24 protein-coding genes and 2 pseudogenes are annotated in these 23,364 nt (G+C 63.7%); 14 read left to right on the forward strand and 12 right to left on the reverse strand.

Annotated features, from left to right (window positions below; all coding sequences use genetic code 11):
- Window positions 1-18 precede the first annotated feature (18 nt).
- Both O4220_RS20475 and O4220_RS20480 read right to left on the reverse strand, forming a co-directional pair.
- Window positions 19-270 carry a DUF3253 domain-containing protein gene (locus O4220_RS20475; RefSeq protein WP_269607517.1) on the reverse strand — a complete coding sequence of 84 codons (252 nt, stop codon included), beginning with the start codon at window positions 268-270 and terminating at the stop codon, window positions 19-21.
- Window positions 271-285: 15 nt separating this feature from the next.
- Window positions 286-453, reverse strand: a pseudogene (locus tag O4220_RS20480) (DUF2256 domain-containing protein); the annotation flags it as partial.
- On the opposite strand from O4220_RS20480, the pseudogene O4220_RS20485 reads away from it, so the two are divergent.
- Window positions 437-1,003: pseudogene (locus tag O4220_RS20485) on the forward strand (peptide deformylase). The pseudogenes O4220_RS20480 and O4220_RS20485 sit on opposite strands and share 17 nt — an antisense overlap.
- On the opposite strand, the gene O4220_RS20490 reads toward O4220_RS20485, so the two are convergent.
- Window positions 1,004-1,486, reverse strand: coding sequence for a hypothetical protein (locus tag O4220_RS20490; RefSeq protein ID WP_269607316.1), 483 nt, complete (start codon window positions 1,484-1,486; stop codon window positions 1,004-1,006).
- A gap of 84 nt (window positions 1,487-1,570) precedes the next feature.
- Between O4220_RS20490 and O4220_RS20495 the strand changes: the two genes are divergently transcribed.
- A complete protein-coding gene (locus O4220_RS20495; protein ID WP_269607317.1) occupies window positions 1,571-1,984 on the forward strand; it encodes a DUF6992 family protein in 414 nt (137 codons plus the stop codon).
- 142 nt (window positions 1,985-2,126) lie between these two features.
- The gene (locus O4220_RS20500; protein WP_269607318.1) at window positions 2,127-3,395 is read left to right on the forward strand and encodes a DUF4185 domain-containing protein; all 1,269 of its coding nucleotides are present in this window, start codon (window positions 2,127-2,129) and stop codon (window positions 3,393-3,395) included.
- Here the strand turns inward: O4220_RS20500 and O4220_RS20505 are convergent.
- A complete protein-coding gene (locus tag O4220_RS20505) occupies window positions 3,328-3,990 on the reverse strand; it encodes a hypothetical protein (protein WP_269607319.1) in 663 nt (220 codons plus the stop codon). The two genes, O4220_RS20500 and O4220_RS20505, sit on opposite strands and share 68 nt — an antisense overlap.
- On the reverse strand, window positions 3,987-4,943 hold the full coding sequence (locus tag O4220_RS20510; protein WP_269607321.1) for a hypothetical protein: 957 nt from the start codon (window positions 4,941-4,943) through the stop codon (window positions 3,987-3,989). Before O4220_RS20510 ends, O4220_RS20505 begins: the two co-directional genes overlap by 4 nt.
- 461 nt (window positions 4,944-5,404) lie before the next feature.
- Between O4220_RS20510 and O4220_RS20515 the strand changes: the two genes are divergently transcribed.
- The 3 genes from O4220_RS20515 (at window position 5,405) to O4220_RS20525 (ending at window position 8,244) form a co-directional block, all read left to right on the forward strand.
- Window positions 5,405-6,127: an RCC1 domain-containing protein gene (locus O4220_RS20515; protein ID WP_269607322.1), complete on the forward strand. Its 723-nt coding sequence runs from the start codon at window positions 5,405-5,407 to the stop codon at window positions 6,125-6,127.
- 44 nt (window positions 6,128-6,171) lie between these two features.
- Complete coding sequence (locus tag O4220_RS20520; protein WP_269607323.1) at window positions 6,172-6,798, forward strand: class I SAM-dependent methyltransferase; 627 nt, start codon at window positions 6,172-6,174, stop codon at window positions 6,796-6,798.
- Between the two features lie 81 nt (window positions 6,799-6,879).
- Window positions 6,880-8,244 carry an acetamidase/formamidase family protein gene (locus O4220_RS20525; RefSeq protein WP_269607324.1) on the forward strand — a complete coding sequence of 455 codons (1,365 nt, stop codon included), beginning with the start codon at window positions 6,880-6,882 and terminating at the stop codon, window positions 8,242-8,244.
- A 9-nt stretch (window positions 8,245-8,253) separates the two neighbouring features.
- On the opposite strand, the gene O4220_RS20530 is transcribed toward O4220_RS20525, so the two are convergent.
- Entirely contained in the window at window positions 8,254-8,871 is a 618-nt protein-coding gene (locus O4220_RS20530) for a TetR/AcrR family transcriptional regulator (protein WP_269607325.1), read from the reverse strand.
- Window positions 8,872-8,956: 85 nt separating this feature from the next.
- Between O4220_RS20530 and O4220_RS20535 the strand changes: the two genes are divergently transcribed.
- Window positions 8,957-10,309 carry a cytochrome P450 gene (locus tag O4220_RS20535; RefSeq protein ID WP_269607326.1) on the forward strand — a complete coding sequence of 451 codons (1,353 nt, stop codon included), beginning with the start codon at window positions 8,957-8,959 and terminating at the stop codon, window positions 10,307-10,309.
- 2 nt (window positions 10,310-10,311) lie between these two features.
- Here the strand turns inward: O4220_RS20535 and O4220_RS20540 are convergent, their stop codons facing one another.
- The 3 genes from O4220_RS20540 to O4220_RS20550 form a co-directional block, all read right to left on the reverse strand.
- Entirely contained in the window at window positions 10,312-11,175 is an 864-nt protein-coding gene (locus O4220_RS20540) for an alpha/beta fold hydrolase (protein ID WP_269607327.1), read from the reverse strand.
- Window positions 11,176-11,222: 47 nt separating this feature from the next.
- The gene (locus tag O4220_RS20545) at window positions 11,223-11,519 is read right to left on the reverse strand and encodes an antibiotic biosynthesis monooxygenase family protein (RefSeq protein ID WP_269607328.1); all 297 of its coding nucleotides are present in this window, start codon (window positions 11,517-11,519) and stop codon (window positions 11,223-11,225) included.
- Window positions 11,520-11,587: 68 nt separating this feature from the next.
- Window positions 11,588-12,964 (reverse strand): NAD-dependent succinate-semialdehyde dehydrogenase, encoded by a 1,377-nt coding sequence (locus O4220_RS20550; protein ID WP_269607329.1) that lies wholly within the window; start codon window positions 12,962-12,964, stop codon window positions 11,588-11,590.
- Between the two features lie 241 nt (window positions 12,965-13,205).
- On the opposite strand from O4220_RS20550, the gene O4220_RS20555 reads away from it, so the two are divergent.
- Complete coding sequence (locus O4220_RS20555) at window positions 13,206-15,443, forward strand: NADP-dependent isocitrate dehydrogenase (RefSeq protein WP_269607330.1); 2,238 nt, start codon at window positions 13,206-13,208, stop codon at window positions 15,441-15,443.
- A 186-nt stretch (window positions 15,444-15,629) separates the two neighbouring features.
- On the opposite strand, the gene O4220_RS20560 is transcribed toward O4220_RS20555, so the two are convergent.
- On the reverse strand, window positions 15,630-16,523 hold the full coding sequence (locus tag O4220_RS20560; protein WP_269607331.1) for a LysR family transcriptional regulator: 894 nt from the start codon (window positions 16,521-16,523) through the stop codon (window positions 15,630-15,632).
- An 82-nt stretch (window positions 16,524-16,605) separates the two neighbouring features.
- On the opposite strand from O4220_RS20560, the gene O4220_RS20565 reads away from it, so the two are divergent.
- Genes O4220_RS20565 through O4220_RS20575 form a run of 3 tightly spaced genes read left to right on the forward strand, consistent with a single transcriptional unit; the run spans window position 16,606 to window position 19,672 of the window.
- Window positions 16,606-18,018 carry a CitMHS family transporter gene (locus O4220_RS20565; RefSeq protein ID WP_269607332.1) on the forward strand — a complete coding sequence of 471 codons (1,413 nt, stop codon included), beginning with the start codon at window positions 16,606-16,608 and terminating at the stop codon, window positions 18,016-18,018.
- The gene (locus tag O4220_RS20570) at window positions 18,015-19,367 is read left to right on the forward strand and encodes an acyclic terpene utilization AtuA family protein (RefSeq protein ID WP_269607333.1); all 1,353 of its coding nucleotides are present in this window, start codon (window positions 18,015-18,017) and stop codon (window positions 19,365-19,367) included. Before O4220_RS20565 ends, O4220_RS20570 begins: the two co-directional genes overlap by 4 nt.
- Entirely contained in the window at window positions 19,364-19,672 is a 309-nt protein-coding gene (locus tag O4220_RS20575) for a hypothetical protein (protein WP_269607334.1), read from the forward strand. The genes O4220_RS20570 and O4220_RS20575 overlap by 4 nt, the downstream gene beginning before the upstream one ends.
- Before the next feature lie 2 nt (window positions 19,673-19,674).
- On the opposite strand, the gene O4220_RS20580 is transcribed toward O4220_RS20575, so the two are convergent.
- The gene (locus O4220_RS20580) at window positions 19,675-20,508 is read right to left on the reverse strand and encodes an adenylate/guanylate cyclase domain-containing protein (RefSeq protein ID WP_269607335.1); all 834 of its coding nucleotides are present in this window, start codon (window positions 20,506-20,508) and stop codon (window positions 19,675-19,677) included.
- Window positions 20,505-21,485, reverse strand: a complete 981-nt coding sequence (locus O4220_RS20585; protein ID WP_269607336.1) for a GlxA family transcriptional regulator — start codon at window positions 21,483-21,485, stop codon at window positions 20,505-20,507. The genes O4220_RS20580 and O4220_RS20585 overlap by 4 nt, the downstream gene beginning before the upstream one ends.
- Before the next feature lie 125 nt (window positions 21,486-21,610).
- Here O4220_RS20585 and O4220_RS20590 point away from each other — a divergent pair, with 125 nt between their 5' ends.
- Genes O4220_RS20590 through O4220_RS20600 form a run of 3 tightly spaced genes read left to right on the forward strand, consistent with a single transcriptional unit; the run spans window position 21,611 to window position 23,361 of the window.
- The gene (locus O4220_RS20590) at window positions 21,611-22,243 is read left to right on the forward strand and encodes an isochorismatase family protein (RefSeq protein ID WP_269607337.1); all 633 of its coding nucleotides are present in this window, start codon (window positions 21,611-21,613) and stop codon (window positions 22,241-22,243) included.
- 20 nt (window positions 22,244-22,263) lie between these two features.
- Window positions 22,264-22,680, forward strand: a complete 417-nt coding sequence (locus O4220_RS20595) for a hypothetical protein (protein WP_269607338.1) — start codon at window positions 22,264-22,266, stop codon at window positions 22,678-22,680.
- 24 nt (window positions 22,681-22,704) lie between these two features.
- A complete protein-coding gene (locus O4220_RS20600) occupies window positions 22,705-23,361 on the forward strand; it encodes a nitroreductase family protein (protein ID WP_269607339.1) in 657 nt (218 codons plus the stop codon).
- Window positions 23,362-23,364: the final 3 nt, after the last annotated feature.

Genomic DNA, 23,364 nt, shown 5'->3' on the forward strand with positions numbered 1-23,364 from the left:
AGGTTCCTGCGACGCCGGTCAGCGCTTCCAGCGAATCCGGATCGGGCCCTTCGCGGTCGAGGGATCGACGACGGACCCCTTCTGCGTGATCTCGACTTCTCCCGCGTCGACCATGCGGCGAGCAGCGCGTCGGACCGGCTCCATCAAGTCGCGCCATCCATCGTCGGACAGTGCTCGTGCCACGTCGGAGGGGCAGATCGTGGCGTCGCGGGATCGGGCGTCGAGCAGAGCGCGGATCTTGTCTTCGAGTTCCTTGTCGGTGGTGCTCACCTTGTGTCTCCGGCATGCGTCGCTGCAGTACTTGATGTCATCCCAGTTCTTTTCCCATTTCTTGCGCCATTCGATTCTCCGCCCGCACGATGCGCAGACCTTGTCCGCGGGGTGCGCTGTGGGGGAGCGACGGGAGTGGGCCATGCTTCGACAGTAACCTCGTCGCATGGCGATTCGACCCATCCTGATTGCCGGCGACCCGCGGCTGACGACCTGTGCCACTCCGGTGACAAAGTTCGACGCGGAACTGGCGGCGTTCGTGGACGACCTGTTCGAGACCAACACTGCCGCGCACGGGGCCGGCCTCGCCGCCAATCAAGTCGGTGATCCGTGAGCGATGTTCGTCTACGACCTGCGCGACGGCGGTGTCCAACACCGCGGGCACGTGATCAATCCGGTTCTCGAGACGTCGGCGATCCCGGAGACGATGCCCGACCCTGACGAGACCGAGGGCTGTCTGTCCGTCCCGGGGGAGCGGTACCCCACGGGACGCGCCGAGTGGGCACGCGTCACCGGTGTCGATGCGGAGGGCACTCCGGTGACGGTCGAGGGCGAGGGCTACCTGGCTCGGTGTTTGCAGCATGAGTGCGACCATCTGGCCGGCCATCTGTATGTCGACCGTCTGATCGGCCGCAATCAGCGTGCAGCGAAGAAGATGATCAAAGCCAATGGGTGGTTGGAGCCAGGTAACACTTGGCTGCCCGGATCCGACTCGAACCCGTTCGGGTGGTGATCAGCACGCCCCGGTGACAGCGCACGCCGTCGAGCGTTCCAGCTTCCAACGGCCCTCGGTGACTACGAAGCCGACCGAGGACACGTGGCCGTCGCTGGTTCCGCTTGCCTCGACCCGGCCAGGTGCGACGACGTCGACGCGGTCGAAGGACGTCTGCGACATCGTTCCGCCGTTGTCGAACAGTGGCCTGTTCTCCTCGGCCGTGCCTTCGAGTGCGTCGGCGCGGTCGGACCGTTCAGCGGTCCAATCGAAGACGGTGCGGAAGATGGCCGTCGCTTCCTCCGGCGTCGGGGTCGTAGAGGGCGCGACCGAGGGTGGAGGCGGCGGGAACGAGGACGGCGCTACGGTCGGCGCGGCCTCGATTGTCGGTTCGGGTTCCGTTGCAGCGCAACCGGTGAGAGCGACCAGCGTCGGTCCGCCGATCGCTAGGGCGACTCCGGTGAGAATCTTCTTCAGCATGGTGGCTCCGTCGGTTTCGAGCACGAATACTCGGTCCTCACTGGATCGACTGCAACCGACCTTGCGTTACGAAACTGCGCTGCCGCCGAACACGGCACACTGGAAACCATGACTGCAATCGAAGCCCCCATCGTCGCTGAGCGGCTCGGCCGTCGCCTCACGCTGTGGGGCGGTGGAAGTGTGCTCGCCGGAACGGTGTTGGCGTTGCGTGGCTCGTCGCCCGCGCGCCGGGCGTTCGGTCTGCAGACGGCCGGGTGGGGTGCGATCGAACTGGCGATCGCGGGCGCCGGCGCACTGAGTTCGAAGCCACCGACGTCGGCGAGCCTGACCCGTCTGCTCTGGGTCAACGCCGGTCTCGACGTTCTGTACATCGCGACCGGTGCTCACATCGCCGTCAGGAAGCCTCGATTCGGCCGTCGGATCACTGCCGACCAGGCGCTGGGCCACGGAACGGCAGTGGTGGTCCAAGGCGCAGCGCTGCTGGTCCTGGACACGACGCACGCCCGCATGATCCGCGGCTAATCACACGAGTGTCATTCCCGCAGTAGGTGATTTGTCAAGCACCGACACGCCCCATTTGTTGCGCGATGAGTAGATTTGCGTAACACTCGTCCCATCAGTCACATCAGTATCGTGGGTCACACGGGAAACGGTGGGTTCGTCCATGCGTGTACGTAGTCGGCAGATCGCTGTCGGGGCTGTCCTGGCACTGGCGGTGAGCGGGCTCAGCGCCTTGACCGCGCCGACCGTCTCGGCCGAACCGTGTGGCGGCCTCGGCGGGCCCGGCTCGTCGCCGCTCTTCGGGTCTTCGGGCAGCGCGGGGATGTCGGGCAAGAATCCCCAGGGGCCGCAGGGGGCTCTTCCGCGGATCACGGGCAACACGCAGAGCATCGCCTGGGTCACCGGCCCGCAGAGCGTGAACGACACCTACAACACTCTGGCGATGTCGGGAACCGACCTCGGCATCAGTTGGGACAACGGCTCCGGCCAGATCCTGATGGCGTTCGGCGACACGTTCGGTGATTGCTCCTCCGGAAATGCGCAGTGGCGCAGTAACGCGCTCTTCCGGTCGGACAAGGCGTCGACCGATCTCTCGCAGGGAATCAAGATCGGCCCGGCCGACCCGAACAACACCACCTCGGGTGCTGTTGTCAAAGCGAACAACCCACGCTACGCCGCCGAAATCATCTCGAGCGCAAAGCTGCCGAGCGTCGAGGACACGACCATCCCCACGGCGGCCATCGCGATCGGCAACACCCAGTACATCAATTACATGTCGGTGCAGAGCTGGGGGGCACCCGGTCGCTGGATCACGAACTACTCCGCGACGGCCAAATCGACCGACAACGGCCAGAATTGGACAACCGATCCCAGGACCATCCGCGTCAACAAGGGTGTGACGATCCCCGGCTTCACGAACGTTCACGAAAGCCAGGGCAAGTTCCAGCAGAGTGCCTATGTACTGAGCCGAGACGGCGAAACTCTGTACCAATTCGGCACTCCCAACGGGAGATTCGGTGATGCCTTCGTCTCACGAGTTCCGGCGGCAGACATCGAGAATCTCGATGCGTACGAGTACTCGACGCAGGATCCTGATCCAGCCAAGCAGTGGTCCAGGAACATCGGTGATACCGTCGCCATCGTCAAGGGCCCGGTCAGCGAGATGTCGGTTGCGTGGAACGACTACTTAGGCCGCTACGTGATGATGTACGGGGACGAGAACTCCCGCACGTTGGTTGCGCGTACTGCCCAGAATCCCGAGGGACCGTGGAGCGCGCCGAAGACGATCCTCGACGCCAATCAGACGGCCGGCGGTATCTACGCACCGTTCATTCATCCGATGTCGAGCGGGAAAGACCTGTATTTCACTGCTTCTCGGTGGTCGGACTACAACGTGCTGCTGCTGAAGACGAACCTCGATGCGCTGAAGTGATCTTCGCGGACCGTTGGACGGCTTCGCCTAGGTAGGCATCGACGTCGAGATCGATTGTTGCGGAGAGCAGCCCGCGGCGAATCGTCGAGAGATATCTGCTCGACGGTTCGCCAGGCTCCCGCACGATCGAGCTGGTCAGCGTGAACGCCGGAATTCCGTCGATGTCCGGAAGACGCAGCAGTGCATCATATTTCCCGCGGAAGCTCTCGCCTTTGCGATCCACTGCCAGCTGCGACCACTGTCCGATGGCGAGCGTCTCCGTCTGTCCGACATCGATGGATGCAACAACATTTTCGACCGCGGCCAGATGGGCGAACTGAGCTCGTTCGATCAGATATCCGTGCGCTACAGAGCGATTGGGCCCATCGACCGCGGTCGAGACGAAGGCGGATGCTCCGGTCCAGCGTCGGGAGATTCCCGCGAAGTACAGCGCATGATCGATCCACAGCCATCGTTGTTCGGCGGGTAGTGACGCGGTGGGTGCCGGCGGGTGCGCACCGAATTCGGAGCTCTCGTCGGATCCGGTCAGGTAGGTATGAAACCTCTCGCGCAGCAGGTTGGACCCGTACGAGACGTACCACAGCCGATCGGTCATTCGGCTTCGAACAACTGCCGGTATGCCTCGGCGAGTAGGTCGGCCGCGAGATCGTGGTTGTGTGCCGCTGCGCCCGTTGAGTTTCCGGACCGCATCAGTCGAGCGTTGAGGCCGTAGGCGAGGTCGTCGAACGTGTCGTCGTCGATACCCAGGTCGACGTCCACATCCTCTTCCAACAGCGCTCCGAGGTCGATCGACCACGACCACACGCGTTCGTCGCGGTACGGTCCGCGTCCGGCGCTGACGGTCTCGTTGGAGATCTCGAGCTGCTCGTCGGTCCGGTCGCGCGGAACGTTGGTGTTGATGCGCAGGTCCAGTTCGATGGTGTCGTCGTCGTGCATGATCTCATCGACGCGGAGGGTTTCGAATCCACCGCACGTCAGCGTCACCAGGCGCCGAGGACCGGTTCCGGACGCTTCGTCCGACAGTGCGGCGATCTGCCACAGGTACTTCGCAGTGTTCGCCGGGTCGGGGATCGAGGAGTTGATGTAGTCGGCCACGATGCTGCGAATGGCGGGGTAGGCGATGTGGTCGGACAGCTCCCAGAACTGTCGACGACGTTGCCCGACGGCCGCGTCCAGCAGCGTTGTCCGCTTGGCGCGTTCCTTCGGCAGTGCGGTTTTAGCGCTCGGTGCGTCGCCGAGTGCAGTCGGCTCCGCCGGGCGCTGGCGCAGGTCGGTCAGTTGCGAGACCAGCGCTGTCAACTGCTCGAGCTTGTCCTCGGTCTCGGGGGTGAAGTCGAGCGCCTCGATGTCGGCCCAGACGTCGCGATCCGCGGGGAATTGAGCTGCGACGGAATCGGAGTAGCCGGCATAGGCTTCGCCGTTGGCGAAATGCAGGACGTACAGCCCGGATCGGTGATCCTTGGCCGCGAATGTGGTGGCGATGGATCCGGTGTCGATGACATCGAACCGCTCGAAGGCGAACCCGTCGGGTGTGGAGGCTGTCGTCATGGTTGTGAATCTACCCAGTTCGGTGGACGGCACCTATTTCGAGCCGTGCCCGCATTGTCGGGTATTCGTTTCCTCGGGCAGCAGAATAATGTGAACCCTGGGAGAAGGAAAGTCCAAAAACATTCTGCTACAACATCGTCCAACCTCGGACGCGTCGGCATCAGGTCTGTCGATGAGAACCAGTGACGAATTCGTGGTGCCATCGTGTGGAATGTTTGTGTGAAAGATGCCGAGTGTCGTGCCATTCGATTCTTTTGTCGCGTCGACGCTGCCGGCCCCACTATGGTCGAGGGCTGTTTTGAGATGATCGAGGGATGAGCCGAGAACGTGAGCCTGTGTCGACCCGAGCTCGGATTGCCGCGGGCCGCAGGCATTCGGCTGCTGTATCCGCTGACGGTTCTGTCCTGACCGCAGGCAGACCGAAGTCGGAGGAGCGTGACGTCGACGACTGGACTGATGTCATGGCTGTAGCGGTCGGGAACGTACACACCGCCCCGAACACGGGGCGTTCTCACACAGTGGGTCTGCGTACCGACGGCACGGTGCTTGCTACTGGTTGGAACGGCGACGGGCAGTGCGACGTCGAAGCTTGGTCGAACGTCATCGGTATCACCGCTGGTTGGCGGCGCACCCTCGCGGTGCGCGTCGACGGAACAGCTCTTGCGGTCGGTCGTCGTCACGAAGGAGCCAACGACGTCCAAGGGTGGGGTGAGCTGGTCGCCATCTCAGCGGGGGACTGGCATACCGTCGGGCTCCGGGCGGACGGCACGGCCGTAGCCGCGGGAAACAACAGGAAGGGGCAGTGTGCGGTAGCTGGTTGGCGTGATGTGCGCGCCGTAGCTGCTGGCTATCTCCACACGGTCGGGCTCACCCGAGGCGGTCGGGTCATCGGAACCGGGAATCTATTGGCCGGTGTCGACGAGCTGCCGGATTGGCGTGATGTCGCTGCAGTATCGGCCGGCAGCTATCACACTGTTGCAGTTCTCCACAGTGGGCGCGTGCTTGCGGCCGGCGACAACAGTCGCGGGCAGTGTGGGGTTGCAGCGTGGCGAGACGTGATGGCTGTGGCCGCCGGTTCTACTCACACGCTCGGGCTTCGCGCCGACGGAACTGTGCTGGCGGTCGGCAACAACGACGACGGCCAGTGCGAAGTCGACAGCTGGCAGCTGAGCCCCGCCCGTTAGTGTCGGCTCCCGAACAATCGGCCGACGGACGGTACCTTCGGTCGGTGACGACCGCCGCTTACTCTGCCCGTGCAGAGGAGTACACCGACCTCCTTGGCTCTATGTCAGCAGTGCACCCGTCGGACCGCCAGATCATCGACTCGTGGGCCGAGCGCCTCAGCGGACGGGTTCTGGACGCCGGATGCGGGCCCGGGCACTGGACCAATCACCTGGCAGGGCTTGGACTCGATGTCCGGGGTATCGACCTCGTGCCGTCCTTCGTCTCCCACGCCGAGTCGACATACCCCAGCATCCGGTTCGATCTTCAGAGCATCGATGACATCGCCGAGGCCGATGGGTCACTGGGTGGCGTCCTGTCCTGGTTCTCGACCATTCACCACGATCCATCGGCAATTGCTCTACCACTCGCTGAGTTCGGACGGGTGCTTCGGCCTGGTGGCCAGCTCGTTCTGGGCTACTTCAGTGGCCGAACCATCGAGTCGTTCGATCATGCCGTCGTGAGTGCCTACCGGTGGCCGGCCGAGGAATTGCATACCCTGCTGAATGCGGCAGGGTTCGACGTCCTGGAGACGCACGTACGGGAAGCTCGAAACGAACGGCCCGTGGGGGCGATCGTATGCGAACGACGTACCGCAGGGTCTGAATCGACCCCAGCTGAGCTGTCCTGCTGAGCAATTCGTCCGACGCGCGATCGTAACTGCCGAGAAACACCCCTGATCTACGTTCGAGATTCGGACAATTCAGGAGGCATCATGGCGCGGTCGATGGCGGAGCAGGCAGCGGAGACAATTAGCAAGGGGATCGGTCGGCGCGGATTCATCCAGGCGGTGGCCGCTCTGGGAGCGGGCGTCGGAATTGCCGGAACGGCAGCGTGTTCTACGTCCTCGTCGAACACCGCCGCTGCGAGTTCATCGGCACCGGCACCTACCGCTGCCGGGATTCTTCAGCCCGGAGCCGGTGACATCTCCGGCGATCACTACCTGAGCTCGGAGGTCGACAAGGTCCTGTGGGGTTACGTCCCGACGGTCGAGTCCGAATCGGTGCTGCAGATGAAGTCCGGCGAGACGGTGACCATCGACGCGCTCAGCCACGAAGGAATTCTCGAAGATCAGGGCCGCGATCCCGTCGAATTCTTCGGCGGCAAGGGTGTTTCCGAGTCCGACGTGCTTCAGGACGCCATCGACATCGCCGGCGGGTACGACCGGACGGTACGCAGCTTCGACGTCGACGGACCGCATGTGGTGACGGGCCCGGTGTTCGTCGAGGGTGCGCAGCGCGGCGACGTGCTCAAGATCGAGACGCTCGAGGCGATTCCACGCGTTCCGTACGGAGTGGTGTCGAGCAGGCACGGCAAGGGCGCTCTGGCGGTCACTGCGTCCGGTGAGGCACCCGCGGGCATCGGTCTGGACGAGGTCATGCCGCCGATCGGAAACGACGGCAGGAAGTCGGGTGACCCGACGCAGTACGGCAACGTGTCCACGTTCACCGCTGTCGAGGACGGGCAGGGTGTGATGCGGTACGGCGATGCGGCCGTGCGCTTTCCACTGCGGCCGTTCATGGGGATGATGGGCGTTGCGTTCGCCAGCGATCCGGGTCTGACGTCCCCGAACTCCAATTCGATTCCGCCGACGCTGGGCGGCGGCAACATCGACGTCGGCCTGCTCGGCGTCGGTTCGACGTTCTATCTCCCCGTGTTCGCGGAGGGCGCGTTGTTCTACGTCGGTGATCCCCACATGGCGATGGGCGACGGCGAGGTCGCCCTCACCGCGATGGAGGGGTCTCTGCGCGGCACCTTCCGTCTTACCGTCTGCAAGGCGGGCAGCGGTGATGCCCCGTCCGTCGCGTACTCGTATCCCTTTGCCGAGAACGAGGATTCATGGATTCCGATCGGCCTATCGGATCCGGACGGTGCCGTCGGCGGCCAGAGTTCGGACCTCAACGCCGCCATGCGCCGCGCCGTCGTCAACGCTCTGGACTTCCTGGAGACGGATCTCGGCATGGACCGCGCGACGGCGTACGCGTACCTCTCCGCGGCCGCGAACTTCACGGTCTCGCAGGTGGTCGACAAGACGGTCGGCGTGCACGGGCAGATCTCGAAGGCACACTTCGACCGGTAACCGTTCGGCTCAGCGGTGCGCCGTCGCGATGAATTGTCGTGCTGCGGCGTCGACGATATCCGCAGGGGTGATGTCTATTTCGTCGTTCAGCCAGGCGATCACCAATTCGGCGAGTCCGCCGATGAACAGCAGGCCGTTGATCTCCGACTGCGGTTGGGGGAAAGCCTGCTCACCGTAGAGTTCACGTGATTGTTCGGCCACCAGATGGGCGAACGCGCGCATGGACTTTCGTCGGTACGCCCGTAGCGAGTCGACGGCCAGCGATTCGATCATCGCGACGCGGCCCTTGCGTGCGTCCTCGGTGAGAACGCCGACGAACGCGGCGATGGCGTTGTGCACCTGTTCCTCGACAGTGGGTGCGGGGGAGTGCAGTGCGTCCAGGGCCTTGGCTCGAATCTCGTCGGAGATCGAATCCACTACCTTTTCGAGGAGATCATCTCTGCTGCTGAAGTTTTCGTAGAAATAGCGTTCGGTGAGCTTGGCACGTGCGCAGATGGCGGTCATGGTGGCACCCTTCGCCCCGGCTGCCGCGAACACCTCGAGTCCGGCCTCGAGCAGTCGGGCACGACGGTCGGCAAGGCGATCGTCTGCGCTCATGCCGTTGTAGCGGCGCGTGGTGGAGGCCATGGGTAGATCTTGACAGACGGAGCAAGTGTGACGCAGACTACATCTCATCTGACAGGCCGCTCTGTCAGATTGATGGAGGTCGACAATGTCTCGTGCTCTCGCTGCTCCACCTGCTGATTCGACGTTGCAACCGGTGTTCGGCGATGGCGGTCTGCCGGTAGTCGGTCACACCCTCGAGTACATCCGCGACCCGCTCAAGCTGTTGGGCAGTCGGTGGGAGAAGTACGGCGAGGTGTCCTGGTTGACGATGGCCGGTCAGAAGTGGATCACCGTCCTCGGGCCGAACGCGTGCCAGCAGGTGCTGCAGAACGCGGACAAAGCGTTCGTCAACGGTGACGGATGGTCTCTGCTGATCGGACCGTTCTTTCACGGCGGTCTGATGCTGCTCGACTCCGAAGAGCATCTGCGGCACCGCCGAATCATGCAGCAGGCGTTCACTCGCGATCGGCTCACCAAATCCGTCGACGCGTTGAACCCCGTCACGGCAACAGGATTGGACGCCTGGCAGGGCGGACGCGACTTCCAGGTCTACCCGGCGCTCAAAGCCCTGACGCTCGAGGTGGCGACGAGCATATTCATGGGCGGTGCCGAGGACAGTACCGACGCCGACATCGCAGAACTCAACGCCAGTTTCGTGGCGTGCGTCCAGGCCGCAACCTCGATCGTGCGCTATCGGGTTCCGGGAACGCGGTGGAAGCGGGGGCTGGACGGCCGGGCAGTGCTCGACGACTTCTTCCGCCGCTATCTACCGGCCAGGCGCGCACAGGAAACCGACGACCTCTTCTCGGTTCTCTGCCACATCGAAGGGGACAACGGCGAGCGTTTCTCGGACGACGAAGTGATCGACCACATGATCTTCCTGCTCATGGCTGCGCACGACACGTCGACGATCACGCTGTCGACGATGATGCAGTACCTCGGCCAGCACCCGGAGTGGCAGGACAAGTGCCGTGCCGAGTCCGAGGCGCTCGGCACCGATGCGCCCACGCTCGCGCAACTGGACGAACTCCCCAGCGTCGATCTGGTCATGAAGGAATGTCTGCGTTTGGTGTCGCCGACCCCGGTGGTTGCCCGCCGGGCAATCAAAGACACCGAGGTGCAGGGCAAGTTCGTCCCCGCAGGGACGTATGTGTCGGTCGCCCCGCACTTCACGCACCACATGGCGCAGTACTGGCCCAACCCCGAGGAGTTCGATCCCGGCCGATTCGCCGACGACCGTCGTGAGGACAAAGTGCACCGCTACGCGTGGGAGCCGTTCGGTGGCGGCGTCCACAAATGCATCGGGATGTTCTTCGCCGGCGCGGAGATCAAGACGATCATGCATCACCTGCTGCTGCGGTTCGACTGGTCGGTCGATCCCGATTACGTTGCACCACTGAACTTCACGTCGCTGCCCTTCCCCGAGGACGGGCAGCCCGTGCAGCTGCGTCGGCGGTAGAGCTACCCGGCGCGGTCGGTGAGCCAGCCGATGACGTTGGCAGTGACCTCGTCGCGGTTGGTCTCGTTCAGAATTTCGTGGCGGGCACCGGGGTACAGGGTGACTGTCACATCGCTCATGCCTGCCTCGCGGTATCGGGCCGCAAGGGTTTCGATCAACTGGCCTCCGCCCGCGAGCGGATCGTCGGTTCCCGACGTGATCAGCAGTGGAAGGTCGGAGCGGATCTGCTCGAGGTTGTGTGGATCGGCGAGCTTCTCGGCCTCACCGAACAGTGCGGGCACCGTCGACTCCGGCAGGTCGAAGCCGCACAGCGGGTCGGCGACGTAGGCGTCCACTTCGGCCTCGTCACGTGAAAGCCACTCGTATCCGGTGCGGTGCTCGAAGGCGGCGTTGAACACGCTCAGGTCGTCGGCGGGTGCGTCGGCCATTCCGGCGGCGAGGACGTCCAGCGTGGTCGATCCCGATAGCACCACGCCTTCGTACAGATCCGATCGCTCGATCAGAACATGCTGCGCGGCAAACGAACCCATCGAGTGAGCGAACAGGAACAGTGGCAGGTCCGGGTACTCGTTGAGCAACGATTCGCCGAGCTGCTCGATGTCGGCCCACAACCCGGCGAAGGCGGCGGCACCGAAGTCACCCGGAGTGTCGACGATCGACTCTCCGTGGCCGCGATGATCGGACGCGACGACGTGGAATCCGGCGTCGTTCAGTGCTGCGGCGAATCGGGCGTAGCGGCTGCCGTGTTCGGCGAGTCCGTGCGCGATCTGTACGACGCCGCGAGCCGGATCGGCGGACGTGGCCCAGGTGTAGGTGCTGATCTCGATGTCGTCCTGTTTGGATACGAACGACGAAGCGTTGGCCACGACAATCTCCTCGGAGCGGCGATAAGGACGAGACTCGAACTTATCTCTTACGCCCGCAGTATCGGGTCGAAATGCTCGACGACGGGGAACGGCTCGTAGAAGTGATGCAACAAGGTCTTCCAGTCCTGATACTCGTCGGACTGTCGAAAGCCCTCGGTGTGGTCTTCGAGGCGCTCCCACTCCACCAGCAGTAGATAGACATCGGGCTGCTCGATGCCCTTGGACAGTGTCAGATTCACGAACCCCGGCATCGAGGAGATGATCGACTTCGCGTCGGCGAAGGCGGCCTCGAATTCGACGGTTCGCGCGGGGACGACGTGCAACAGAGCATGTTCGACGATCATCGAGACAGTATGACCGCGGCATGGCGAGGCTCCCAGGACAACTGCCCGGGGAGCCTTGCCGAACGGATCTACTTCGCGGAGACTCTGACGAGCTTCTTGTTCACGAACTCGTCCATGCCCCACGGTCCCAGCTCACGGCCGACGCCGGAGCGCTTGACGCCGCCGAACGGTAGGCCGGGGAGGGTGGTGCCGTGCTCGTTGACGAAGGCCATGCCGACCTCGAGCTGTTCGGCCACATCGCGGGCCTTGTCCAGGTCGGCGCTCCACACCGATCCGCTCAGGCCGTATGCCGACGAGTTCGCCAATTCTATTGCTTGCTGGGGGCTTTCGACCTTGTAGATCACGCCGGCCGGCCCGAACAGCTCTTCGCTGTATGCCCGCATGTCCGGGGTGACGTCGGTGAGCAGGGTCGGCTGCACGTATGCACCCGGTCCCTCGATCTTCTTGCCGCCGGTCAACAGCGTTGCGCCTTTGGCGACGGCGTCGTCGATCTGCTCGATCAGCGTGTCGGCGGCGGACTGCGACGACAGTGGTCCGAGGGTCGTCTTCGCGTCCAACGGATCACCGGTCTGCACTGCCTCGAAGGATGCGACGAGCTTGGTGACGAAGTCGTCGTAGAACTCCTCGGCGACGAGGATGCGCTTGGCGGCGTTGCAGGCCTGGCCTGCGTTGGACAGCCGTGCCCGGGTCGCGGATTCGACGGTGGCGTCCATGTCGTCGGAGTCGAGCAGGATGAACACGTCCGATCCGCCGAGCTCGAGGACGACCTTCTTGAGGTTGCGTCCGGCAGTCTCGGCGACGGAGGTTCCGGCCCGCTCGCTACCGGTCAGCGAGACTCCCTGCACGCGTGGGTCGGCGATCATGTCGGCGATCTGGTCGTTGGTCGCGAAGATGTTGATGTATGCGTCCTGGGGGAGTCCGGCCTGCTGGAAGATCTCCTCCATCAGCAGCGCCGACTGCGGGCAGTTCGGTGCGTGCTTGAGCAGAATCGTGTTGCCCACCATCAGGTTCGGGCCGGCGAACCGGGCCACCTGGTAGTACGGAAAGTTCCACGGCATGACGCCGACGAGTGCGCCCACCGGCTTGCGCTGCAACACAGTATCTTCCGCACCGGGAACGTCGAGCTTCTCGTCCTCGAGCAGTGCGGGGCCGTTGTCTGCGTAGTAGCGGTAGATGTTCGACGACAGCTCCACCTCGCCTTGGGATTCGGTGAGGGGCTTGCCCATTTCGATCGAGATCGTGCGGGCCAGTTCATCGGAACGCTCGGTGTAGAGGTCAGCGACCTTGTGCAGAATTTCGGCACGGTGTTTCGGTGAGGTCTTGCGCCACGTCTGGAAACCGGCATGTGCGTCGGCCAGTGCGCGCTCGACGCCGGCCGCGTCGAGAGTCTCGAATTCCTTGACAGTTGTGCCGTCGGCAGGATTGACAGTCTTGTAGGTCGTCATACCTCGTTCAACGGACGGGACGGGTGCCGTTGTTCCAATTCGGGCAAATCGGATGCTCCGATGGTGGTCAGAGGCGGACCGCAGCGGGATGGCGAAACCCTTTGAGCGCCCTACTGGTCGGTAACTTGGAAGCGTAGGTGGAGTGATACCCCACTGCCCCCACACAGTCGCGGGATCGAAGATTAAAGTCGACAGTGGACGCATCCAAAAGACGACGTTGAAACTGAGGCAAAGGCGAAACATGACTGCGAAGAAGCCGACCATTATCTATACCTTGACCGACGAGGCGCCCATGCTGGCGACTCACGCGTTTCTGCCGGTCATACGTTCTTTCGCCAGCGCGGCCGAGATCAACGTCGAGTCGAGTGACATCTCCGTTGCCAACCGCATCCTCGCCGAGTTCCCCGATTACCTCAACGAAGACCAGCGAGTGACCGACAACCTCGCCGAGCTGGGCAAGCTGACACAGCTGCCCGAGACCAACATCATCAAGCTGCCGAACATCAGCGCTTCGGTGCCGCAGTTGCTCGCGGCCGTCAAGGAGCTGCAGGACAAGGGCTACGCGATCCCCGACTTCCCCGGCAACCCCAAGACCGACGAAGAGCGCGAGATCCGCGACCGCTACACCAAGTGCCTCGGCAGTGCGGTCAATCCTGTTCTGCGTGAGGGTAACTCGGATCGTCGCGCACCGAAGGCCGTCAAGGAATTCGCCCGCAAGCATCCGCACAGCATGACCGAATGGTCGATGGCGTCGCGCACCCACGTCGCGCACATGCGCGAGGGCGACTTCTACCACGGTGAGAAGTCGACGGTCGTCGACGGTGACCGTGAGGTCAAGATGGAGCTGCTGCCCGCCGACGGCGAGCCGATCGTGCTCAAGGAGAAGGTCTCGCTCACCGACGGTGACGTCATCGACTCGATGTTCATGAGCAAGAAGGCGCTTCTCGATTTCTACGAGGCCGAGATGCAGGACGCCTACGAAACCGGTGTCATGCTCTCGCTGCACGTCAAGGCGACGATGATGCGGGTCTCGCACCCGATCGTCTTCGGCCATGCCGTCCGCGTGTTCTACAAGGACGCGTTCGCCAAGCACAACGAGATCTTCGAAGAGCTCGGCGTCAACGTCAACAACGGCCTGTCCGATCTGTACACCAAGATCGAGACGCTGCCGGCGTCCAAGCGTGACGAGATCATCGAAGACCTGCACAAGTGTCACGAGACCCGCCCGGAGCTCGCGATGGTCGACTCCGCTCGCGGAATCTCGAACTTCCACTCGCCCAGCGACGTCATCGTCGATGCGTCCATGCCCGCGATGATTCGCGCCGGCGGCAAGATGTGGGGAGCTGACGGCCGTCCCAAGGACACCAAGGCCGTCAACCCCGAGTCGACCTTCTCCCGGATCTACCAGGAGATGGTGAACTTCTGCAAGACCAACGGCCAGTTCGATCCGACGACGATGGGCACCGTCCCGAACGTCGGGCTGATGGCGCAGAAGGCCGAGGAGTACGGCTCGCACGACAAGACCTTCGAGGTACCGAAGGCGGGCGTCGCCAACATCACCGATATCGCTACGGGCGAGGTGCTGCTCACGCAGACCGTCGAAGAGGGCGACATCTGGCGTCTGTGCATCGTCAAGGATGCGCCGATCCAGGACTGGGTCAAGCTCGCCGTGACCCGCGCGCGTGAATCCGGAATGCCGGTCGTCTTCTGGCTCGACCCGTACCGCCCGCACGAGAACGAACTCATCGGCAAGGTGCGCAAGTACCTGAAGGATCACGACACCGAGGGCCTCGACATCCAGATCATGTCGCAGGTTCGCGCGATCCGGTACACGATGGAGCGTCTGGTCCGCGGACTCGACACCATCTCGGCCACCGGCAACATCCTGCGTGACTACCTCACCGACCTGTTCCCAATCCTCGAACTCGGCACCAGCGCCAAGATGCTCTCCATCGTTCCGCTGATGGCCGGCGGCGGACTGTACGAGACGGGCGCGGGCGGTTCGGCTCCCAAGCACGTCAAGCAGCTCATCGAGGAGAACCACCTGCGCTGGGATTCGCTCGGCGAGTTCTTGGCTCTGGCAGTGAGTCTCGAAGATCTGGGCACCAAGACCGGCGACGTCAAGGCGACCATCCTCGCCAAGGCACTCGACTCCGCGACCGGCAAGCTGCTCGAGAACAGCAAGGGACCGTCGCGCTCGACCGGTGAACTCGACAACCGTGGCAGCCAGTTCTACCTCGCGCTCTACTGGGCACAGGAACTCGCCGAGCAGACCGAGGACGCCGAACTGGCCAAGCACTTCGGAGCACTGGCGAAGACGTTGGCGGACAACGAAGAGAAGATCGTCGCCGAGCTCAACGAGGTCCAGGGCACGGCAGTCGACATCGGTGGCTACTACTACCCCGACCCGGAAGCAACCGCTGCAGTGATGCGTCCGTCGAAGACGTTCAACGATGCTCTGGAGTCGGCGAAGCAGTAGTTCTTTCTGGCTCACCCCCCATGGAATGAATGGTCCATTCACGCGCTCAGACGTTGTGAATGGACCATTCATTCGTTCTGGGGTGCAACACATTCGGTCCACCACCCGCCCCGGAAACCGTCTGCAGCCCGCCCCCAGTTGGGATCAATGCGTGTTTCAGTCGCTTAGATGAACTGAATGCGGCATTCATCCCTTCGGGGGCGGCACCAAGATGTCGAGAAACGCCGAACAACTAGCGCTCTGGCGTCGCCCCGGCAATTGCACGACCGAGATGGTGCGATGGATGGTCGGCTCGATCGGCAGGTAGACAAGGCTCGCGAACGACATCATCGGCACCACCAATTCTGGGATGACGGTGATGCCGAGTCCCGCCGCGGTCAGGCCAGCCACGGCGGCTACGTTGTGTGCCTGAACCGACGGTCCGACGTCGACTCCCGCGTTCTCGAGAGCCAGTCGTACATGCGACGCGATGCTGGATTCGGGGCCGAAGGCGATGAACGGCTCGTCGGCGAGGTCGGTCCACCTCAGGCTCTTGCGCTGCGCCAGAGCGTGATTCGACGGTAGCGCGCAGACGAACGCATCGGCGCTGACCGTCGTACGCATCAGGTCGTTCGCTCGACCCGAAGCTGCCACCACCGCGAAATCCACGGAGCCGTCGCGGACGGAGGCCACCACGTCGTCGCGCAGCCCGTCCTTGATGTGCACCGAGACGTCGGGATGGCCGTTGCGGAAGTCCACGATGTACGGCGGGAGGAACGTCGCCGCGATCGACGGCAAGCACGCGATGGTGACGGTTCCGCGATCGCCGGAAACGAAGCGTCCGATCTGCTCCAAGCCGTCGTCGAATTCGAGCAATACCCGACGGGCATAGGCCGTCACCTCGTGTCCGTCACCGGTGAGGTCGACGCTGCGGGTAGTGCGCACGAAGAGTCGGACGCCCAGGCGTCGCTCGGCCTCGGCGACGGTACGACTCAGATTGGGTTGAGAAACCATCAGCGAGGCAGCCGCTGCGGTGAAACTCGCGTGGTCGGCGAGTGCGACGACGGCGCGTAGATGGGCGATGCCCAGGTTTATGCCCACAGTGCATGAATCTATACCCAACTGATGTTGGACTGCGTAAGTGATCTGCACAACACTCGTCGTATTCGATGAAGGAGATCACATGCTGTCACTGCTCGGCTTCGGGACGATTGCCGTCATCCTGCTGCTGTTGTTCACTCAACGTGTCGCGGCGATCGTGGCGCTCGCGGGTGTTCCGCTCGCCGCGGCGTTCCTGGCCGGCAACTCGCCGTCCGAGGTGGCAGGGTTCGTCAAGGAGGGACTCGGCGGCGTGGTGGGCGTCGCGGCGATGTTCCTGTTCGCGATTGTCTTCTTCGGGATCATGCGCGATGCGGGTCTGTTCGATCCACTCATCGCGCGCATCGTGAAGTGGGCGGGCAGCGCTCCGCCGACCGTCGCGGTTGCTACGACGGCTCTCGCGCTGGTCGCCCATCTCGACGGCGCAGGAGCGGTGACGTTCCTCATCGCCGTTCCCGCGATGCTCCCGATCTACGAGCGCATCGGCATGAGTCGGCTGGTGTTGGCCACCTGTGTCGGACTGGGCGCGGGCGTGATGAATATCGTTCCCTGGGGCGGCCCGACAGCGCGAGCAGCCGCAACATTGGGCGTCGACGCCAACGAGCTGTGGGTGCCGCTGATTCCCGCGCAGATTGCCGGAGTGGTGTTCGCGTTGGCCATTGCGTATTACCTCGGACGCCGCGAGCGGAACCGGCTGGCGAAGGTCGCTGCGGGCGACGTCTCCGCCGAAGTGGAGGAGTCGACGGCACGCGTCGGGCAGCGAATCCCCGTACCCGCTACGGGCGGAACAGACGAGCCGGCCTCAGCCGGCTCGGGCGGTGACGAGACCCCAGAAGAGCCCGACAAGCCAGACGAGCCCAGCTTGCTACGCCCGAAGCTGTTCTGGGTCAACGTCGTTCTCGTTGTCGCCACACTTGCCGCGCTGATCGCGGCCGTTGCACCTCCCGAGACCTGCTTCATCATCGCGACCATCATCGCGCTGCTGATCAACTACCCGGGCATGAAGGCGCAGTCCGCGCGGATCGAGGCACATGCCGTCGGGGCGATGCTGATGGTGGGCACATTGCTCGCGGCCGGTGTTCTGCTGGGTGTGCTCGACGGCAGCGGCATGATCGAATCGATGGCCGTCAGCGCAGCCAACGTGATTCCGGACTGGATGGCACCGGCACTTCCGCTCATCGTCGGGGTGTTCGCGGTACCGATGAGTCTGATCTTCGGCCCCGACGCGTACTACTTCGGCGTGCTGCCGGTGCTCATCGAGGTCGGTGACCAATTCGGTATCAGCGCAATCCATCTCGCTCAGGCGTCGATCATCGGCGAGGAGACCGTCGGCTTCCCGATCAGTCCGATGACGGGCGCGTTCTACCTTCTCGTCGGTCTGGCCAAGGTCGATATCGGCAGGCACATCCGGCACACCTTGGGGTGGGCATGGCTGGTCAGCCTCGGCATGCTCGGAGTTGCCTTCGCGACAGGCGTCATCCCGGTGTGGGTATCGTGAGCGCCCCCGGAACCGTCCGATTGGGCGCGGGCGCAGGGTTTGCCGGCGATCGTATCGACCCCGCCCAGATCTTGGCTGAGCGAGGCGAGCTCGACTATCTGATCTTCGAGTGCCTCGGAGAGCGGACGGTTGCGACCGGGCAGGCCCGAAAATTGCTCGATCCTACGACGGGCTACGACCCACTCTTGGGAGCGCGCATGCGCGCAGTACTCGGCGCGACGACGGAGCAGGGCATCACCGTCGTCACCAACTCCGGAGCCGCGAATCCTGTAGCGGCAGCTGCGGTCGTCGCGCAGGTGGCGGAGCAGATGTGCTCGCGTCCGGTGCGCATCGCTGCCGTCACCGGCGACGACGTGCTCGACGCAGTGGGCCGCATCGATCCGGTGGTGTGGGAGACCGGCCGCCCGCTGTCGGAGCATTCCGAGGAGATTGTGTCGGCCAACGCCTATATCGGGGCCGATGCCGTATTGCCCGCACTCGACGTCGGTGCCGACGTGATCGTCACCGGCCGACTTGCCGATCCAGCGCTGTATCTCGCGCCGCTGATGCACGAATTCGGTTGGGCCGGGCAGGATTGGGAGACGCTCGGTGCCGGTACCGCCGTCGGGCACCTACTCGAATGCGCGGGCCAACTGACCGGCGGCTACTTCGCCGACCCGGTCACCAAGCCAGTGCAGGGTCTGGCAAATCTGGGCTTTCCGTTCGGGGACGTACGTGCTGACGGCACAGCCGAATTCGGCAAAGTCGACGGCACCGGCGGGGAATTGACGCGGCGAACGTGCGCCGAGCAATTGCTCTACGAGGTAGGCGATCCAGCCAGATACTTGACGCCGGACGTCACCGCCGATTTCACCGGAGTCGCGTTCGAGACCGTCGGACCCGATCGGGTAGCAGTGTCCGGGGCGACGGGCAGCACGCGCCCGGAGGAGTTGAAGGTGACCCTCGGATTTCGCGGCGGTTGGCTCGGTGAAGGGCAGATCAGCTACGCCGGACCACGCGCACTGCAACGCGCTGAGCTCGCCGGAGCGATTGTGCAGCAACGACTGTGGGAGGTGCACGGCATTCCGGCGAAGAATGTCGGCATCGAATACATCGGGGCAGGTGCGGCATTCCGCGGACTTGCGTCCATAACCGATGTCCCCGAAGTGCGACTGCGCGTGACCGCGAAGGTGCCCGACGCCCAAGCCGCTGCACTGGTGGGATGGGAAGTCGAAAGTCTGTACACCAACGGCCCGGCCGGGGGAGGTGGCGCACGGAGCAGTAGCGCCGAGGTTCTCGCAATCAGATCGTGTTTGATTCCACGCGCTCAGGTGGCGACGGACGTGCACATCACGGAGGTGACGGTATGAGGACTGTCGACGACTTGGCCGACGTGCGAACCGGGGACAAGGGCGACACCCTTATTCTCGCTGTCTTCCCGCGGACCGACGAACACTACGAGTTACTGACCCGCGAACTCACTGTCGAGGCCGTTGCTGAACATTTCGCGCCGTTGGTCACCGGAGACGTGCGCCGCACGGAGATGCCGTTGGTCTCCGGCCTGGTGTTCGAGTTGCCCGGCGTGCTCGGCGGGGGAGTGACGGGAAGCCCTGTTCTGGACGGACACGGCAAGTGTCTGAGCTACCACCTGCTGAGTATGGCTGTGGGCGAGTAGATCTAGTCGAGCTGCTTGACCTCGGTGTTGGGCAGCACCGGCAGCGCCACCGGATACAACTGGAAGCTTCCGCTCATTCCTTTCAATTCGACTTCACGGGGCGCGCCGAGAGTCAGGTCCTGTGCCGAGCCGATGGAGTTGCGCACGGGTTCGCTGATCAGAATCTCACCGCCCTCGGCTTGTCCCGCAACCCGCGCTGCCATGGCCACGTTGAGTCCGAAGATGTCGTCTCCGCGTCGCACCGAACTGCCGACGTGGACGCCCATGCGAACACGGATGCGGTCCCACCTATCTGGGTTCTTCAGCAGGGCCTCTTGGACTTCCACCCCGCAGCGCACGGCCTCGGCCGGGTCGGAGAAGGCGAGCATGTAGCCGTCGCCCTGACTCTTCACCACGTGTCCGCCGTGGTCTGCGACGTGCTTGCAGATCAGTTTGTTGTGCTTTTCGAGCAGCTTCACCCAGCCGCGGTCGCCCAGTTCCTCGTTGCGAGCGGTCGACCCCTCGATGTCGGAGAACATCACCACGATGTCACCGTCGGCGGTCATGCGTGCCAGGTCGGGGCGTTCCACCTTCGCCCAGCCGGCGAGATCCTCGACGGAGTTGCGCACTGTTGCGCTGAAGCCCTTGTTGATGAGTAGGTCCGTGGTGTGAAAGGCAGTTCTGATCGCGAAGGGCACCAGGCCGCGTCGCTTTCGACGTTGCTGAGATTCGAGCGCGCGGTCGAGTGCACGGCGCGTGTGCCTCAGCTTGCGACGCGACACGATCAAGACCACACCGAGCGCGATGATGGCGGCGAGCTCTACTCCGGCAACTATCCACAGGATCACGTCGCTCATCCTTGCCTGTCGACCGCTTCTGTGGGCGCACAACCGACGGCGAATTGCCGCCGATATGCCGTCGGTGTCACCGCGAATGCCGAGCGGAAATTCTGACGCAGAGTGATGGCGCTGCCGAATCCGCACAGGGCAGCGATGTTCTCGATACTGCGATCGGTCGTTTCGAGCAGGCTCCGAGCTTCCTCGAGGCGTTTGTCCAGCACCCAGCGAGCCGGGGTGGACCCCGTCTCGAGCTGAAACTGACGGATGAAGCTGCGTCGGCTCATGCGCGCGTGTTCGGCCAGTCGCTCGATGGGCAACGCCTCGTCCAGTCGTTCGAGTGCCCAGCTCTGTACGTCGGCGATTGCGGTGTCTCCGGACGCCTCGATGACCGGACGTTCGATGTACTGCGCTTGACCGCCGTCGCGATGGGGTGCGACCACCAGGCTGCGCGCCACCCGTGTCGCGGCAGCAGATCCGAGGTGCTTGCGGACGATGTGCAGGCAGGAATCGATCGACGACGCGGTTCCCGCGGAGGTCATCACGTCTCCGTGGTCGATGTAGAGGACCGACTCGTCGACGCCGGCGTGTGCGTTGCGCTCCCGCAGCTCGGTCATCTTGGTCCAGTGCGTGACGGCGGGGCGGCCGGCCAGCAGCCCGGTGTCTGCGACGGCGAACGAACCGAGGCACAGACCCGCAATCTGTGCGCCTCGGGTATGTGCTCCGCGGAGTGCGTTCGAGAAGTCAGTGCCTATGTGGGGCAACGACTCCGGCCACGACGTCACGATGACGATATCGGCCCAGTCGACGGTGCTGGGACCCGCGATTTCACCGATCGGAAACCCCTCCTCGGTGCGGATCGCGCCTGGTTTGTCGGACCATACTCGCGTCTCCCAATCCGGGGCGAGTCCGAGTCGGGTCACCTCGCCGAACACCATCAGCGGCGCGGCGAGGTGAAACATCGTGATGCCGTCGAACACGTAGAGCGCTATTCGCATGGCCGGCTCCGATCTCGAACGTTGGCGCAAATCAATCGAAAGTGTGCATCCGTGCCACTCGTGAATGCAAGGTCGGTGCCGAAGTATGAGTCTCGACCGAGAACGCCACTTGAAGGAGAACGCCCATGACTGCACCGCGTAGAGCCCTCATCGTCATCGATGTCCAGCAGGAATACTTCGAGGGAGTGCTGAAGATCCAGTACCCGCCTCGCGACGAGTCGTTGGCCAACATCGTTCGCTCCATTGAAGCTGCTGTAGCGCACGACGTTCCGGTCGCAATCGTGCAGCACGAGATGCCCGAAGGTTCGCCCGCGTTCGTCAAGGGCACCCCGACCTACGAGCTGCATCCCGACATTCAGGACGTCGTGCAGCCCTCGTTCGAGCGAGTCGAGAAGCAGTACAGCAGCGTGTTCGTTGGAACCGGTGTCGCGAAGTGGTTGCAGGGCAACAACATCGACACTGTCACGATCGTCGGCTACATGACGAACAATTGCGACCTTGCCTCCAGTGCCGACGCCGAAGCGCTGGACCTGACGGTCGAGATTCTGTCCGACGCCACCGGTGCGATCAACCTCTCCAACGAGGCGGGCACCGTCTCTGCCGAGCAGCTACATAAGGCGCTGATGGTGCTCTACCAGTCGAACTTCGCAGCAGTGGCGTCCACCGACCAGTGGGTCGACGCAGTCAAGGGCGGAAACGAGCTGACAGCAAGCAATCTGGTGGTTTCGGCAGCGCAGGGCAACGACGCAGTGGCCTGACGCTCGGTACGCTGGCTGCCGTGACGGCACGGGTGATTACGGACCAGACACTCGGTGCGTGGGTGATCAAGTGCAATCCGCACAAGACCGATCTCGCACCGATGGTCGAAGCCGGACGTGCGCACGAGAACTGGTGCGTTGCCGACAATTACCGAACACGTCTGATGGCACCCGGGCAGCCAGTGCTGTTCTGGGTCAGTAGCCATCCGCGACGCGGGATCTGGGGTGCGGGTCGGTTGAACGGCACCCCGGTCTCCGGCCCGCAGTGGAAGGTCTCGACGAACATCACGCTGTTCGATGAGCCGATCCTCGCGTCGAGCATCCAGTCCATCGCAGCACTGTCGACACTCGAGGTGTTTCGATCACCGCAGCAATCGAACCCGTCTTGGGTCGACGCGTCCGCGTGGGAGATCATCAGAACCCTGCTCCCGGACTGACGGCCAGTGGTGCATGATCGAGAGGTGACTTCTTTCCCGATTGTCGATCTGACTCCCGACGAGCTGCTGACCACGACGCGGACCGTCCGCAAGCGTCTTGACCTCACGCGGCCGGTTCCAATGGAGCTGATCAAGGAATGTCTGGAGATCGCTCTGCAGGCACCGTCCGGCTCGAACAAGCAGGGGTGGCAGTGGATCGTCGTCACCGATCCCGATCTTCGCGCCCGAATCGGCGCGATCTACGGCGAGCTGTTCTCGGCGTACCAAGCGTCCAAGCATTCGGCATCGGCTCTCTTCGCCGACGATCCGGAACGCGCATCGGTGCAGAAGCGCGTCGGCGACAGCGCAGGCTGGCTCGGCGAGCACATGGGTGAGGTGCCGGTACTGCTGATTCCGTGCATCCAGGCCGGTAAGACGCTCCCGGCAGGGAATCAGGCCGGACTGTGGGGCTCACTGCTGCCGGCGGTGTGGAACTACGCCCTGGCCGCACGCGCCCGTGGCCTCGGAACAGCCTGGACGACAATCCATCTCGCCCGTGAGGCAGAGATCTCCGAGCTACTGGGTATCCCCGAGGATTTCCATCAGGGTGCGCTGATCCCCACGGCGTACTACACGGGTGAGACGTTCAAGGTCGCTCCGCGGGATCCGATCGAGACCGTGCTGCACGTCGATCGCTGGTAGTCG

The sequence above is a fragment of the Rhodococcus ruber genome (genome assembly GCF_027270735.1).
GTDB lineage: Bacteria > Actinomycetota > Actinomycetes > Mycobacteriales > Mycobacteriaceae > Rhodococcoides > Rhodococcoides rubrum_A.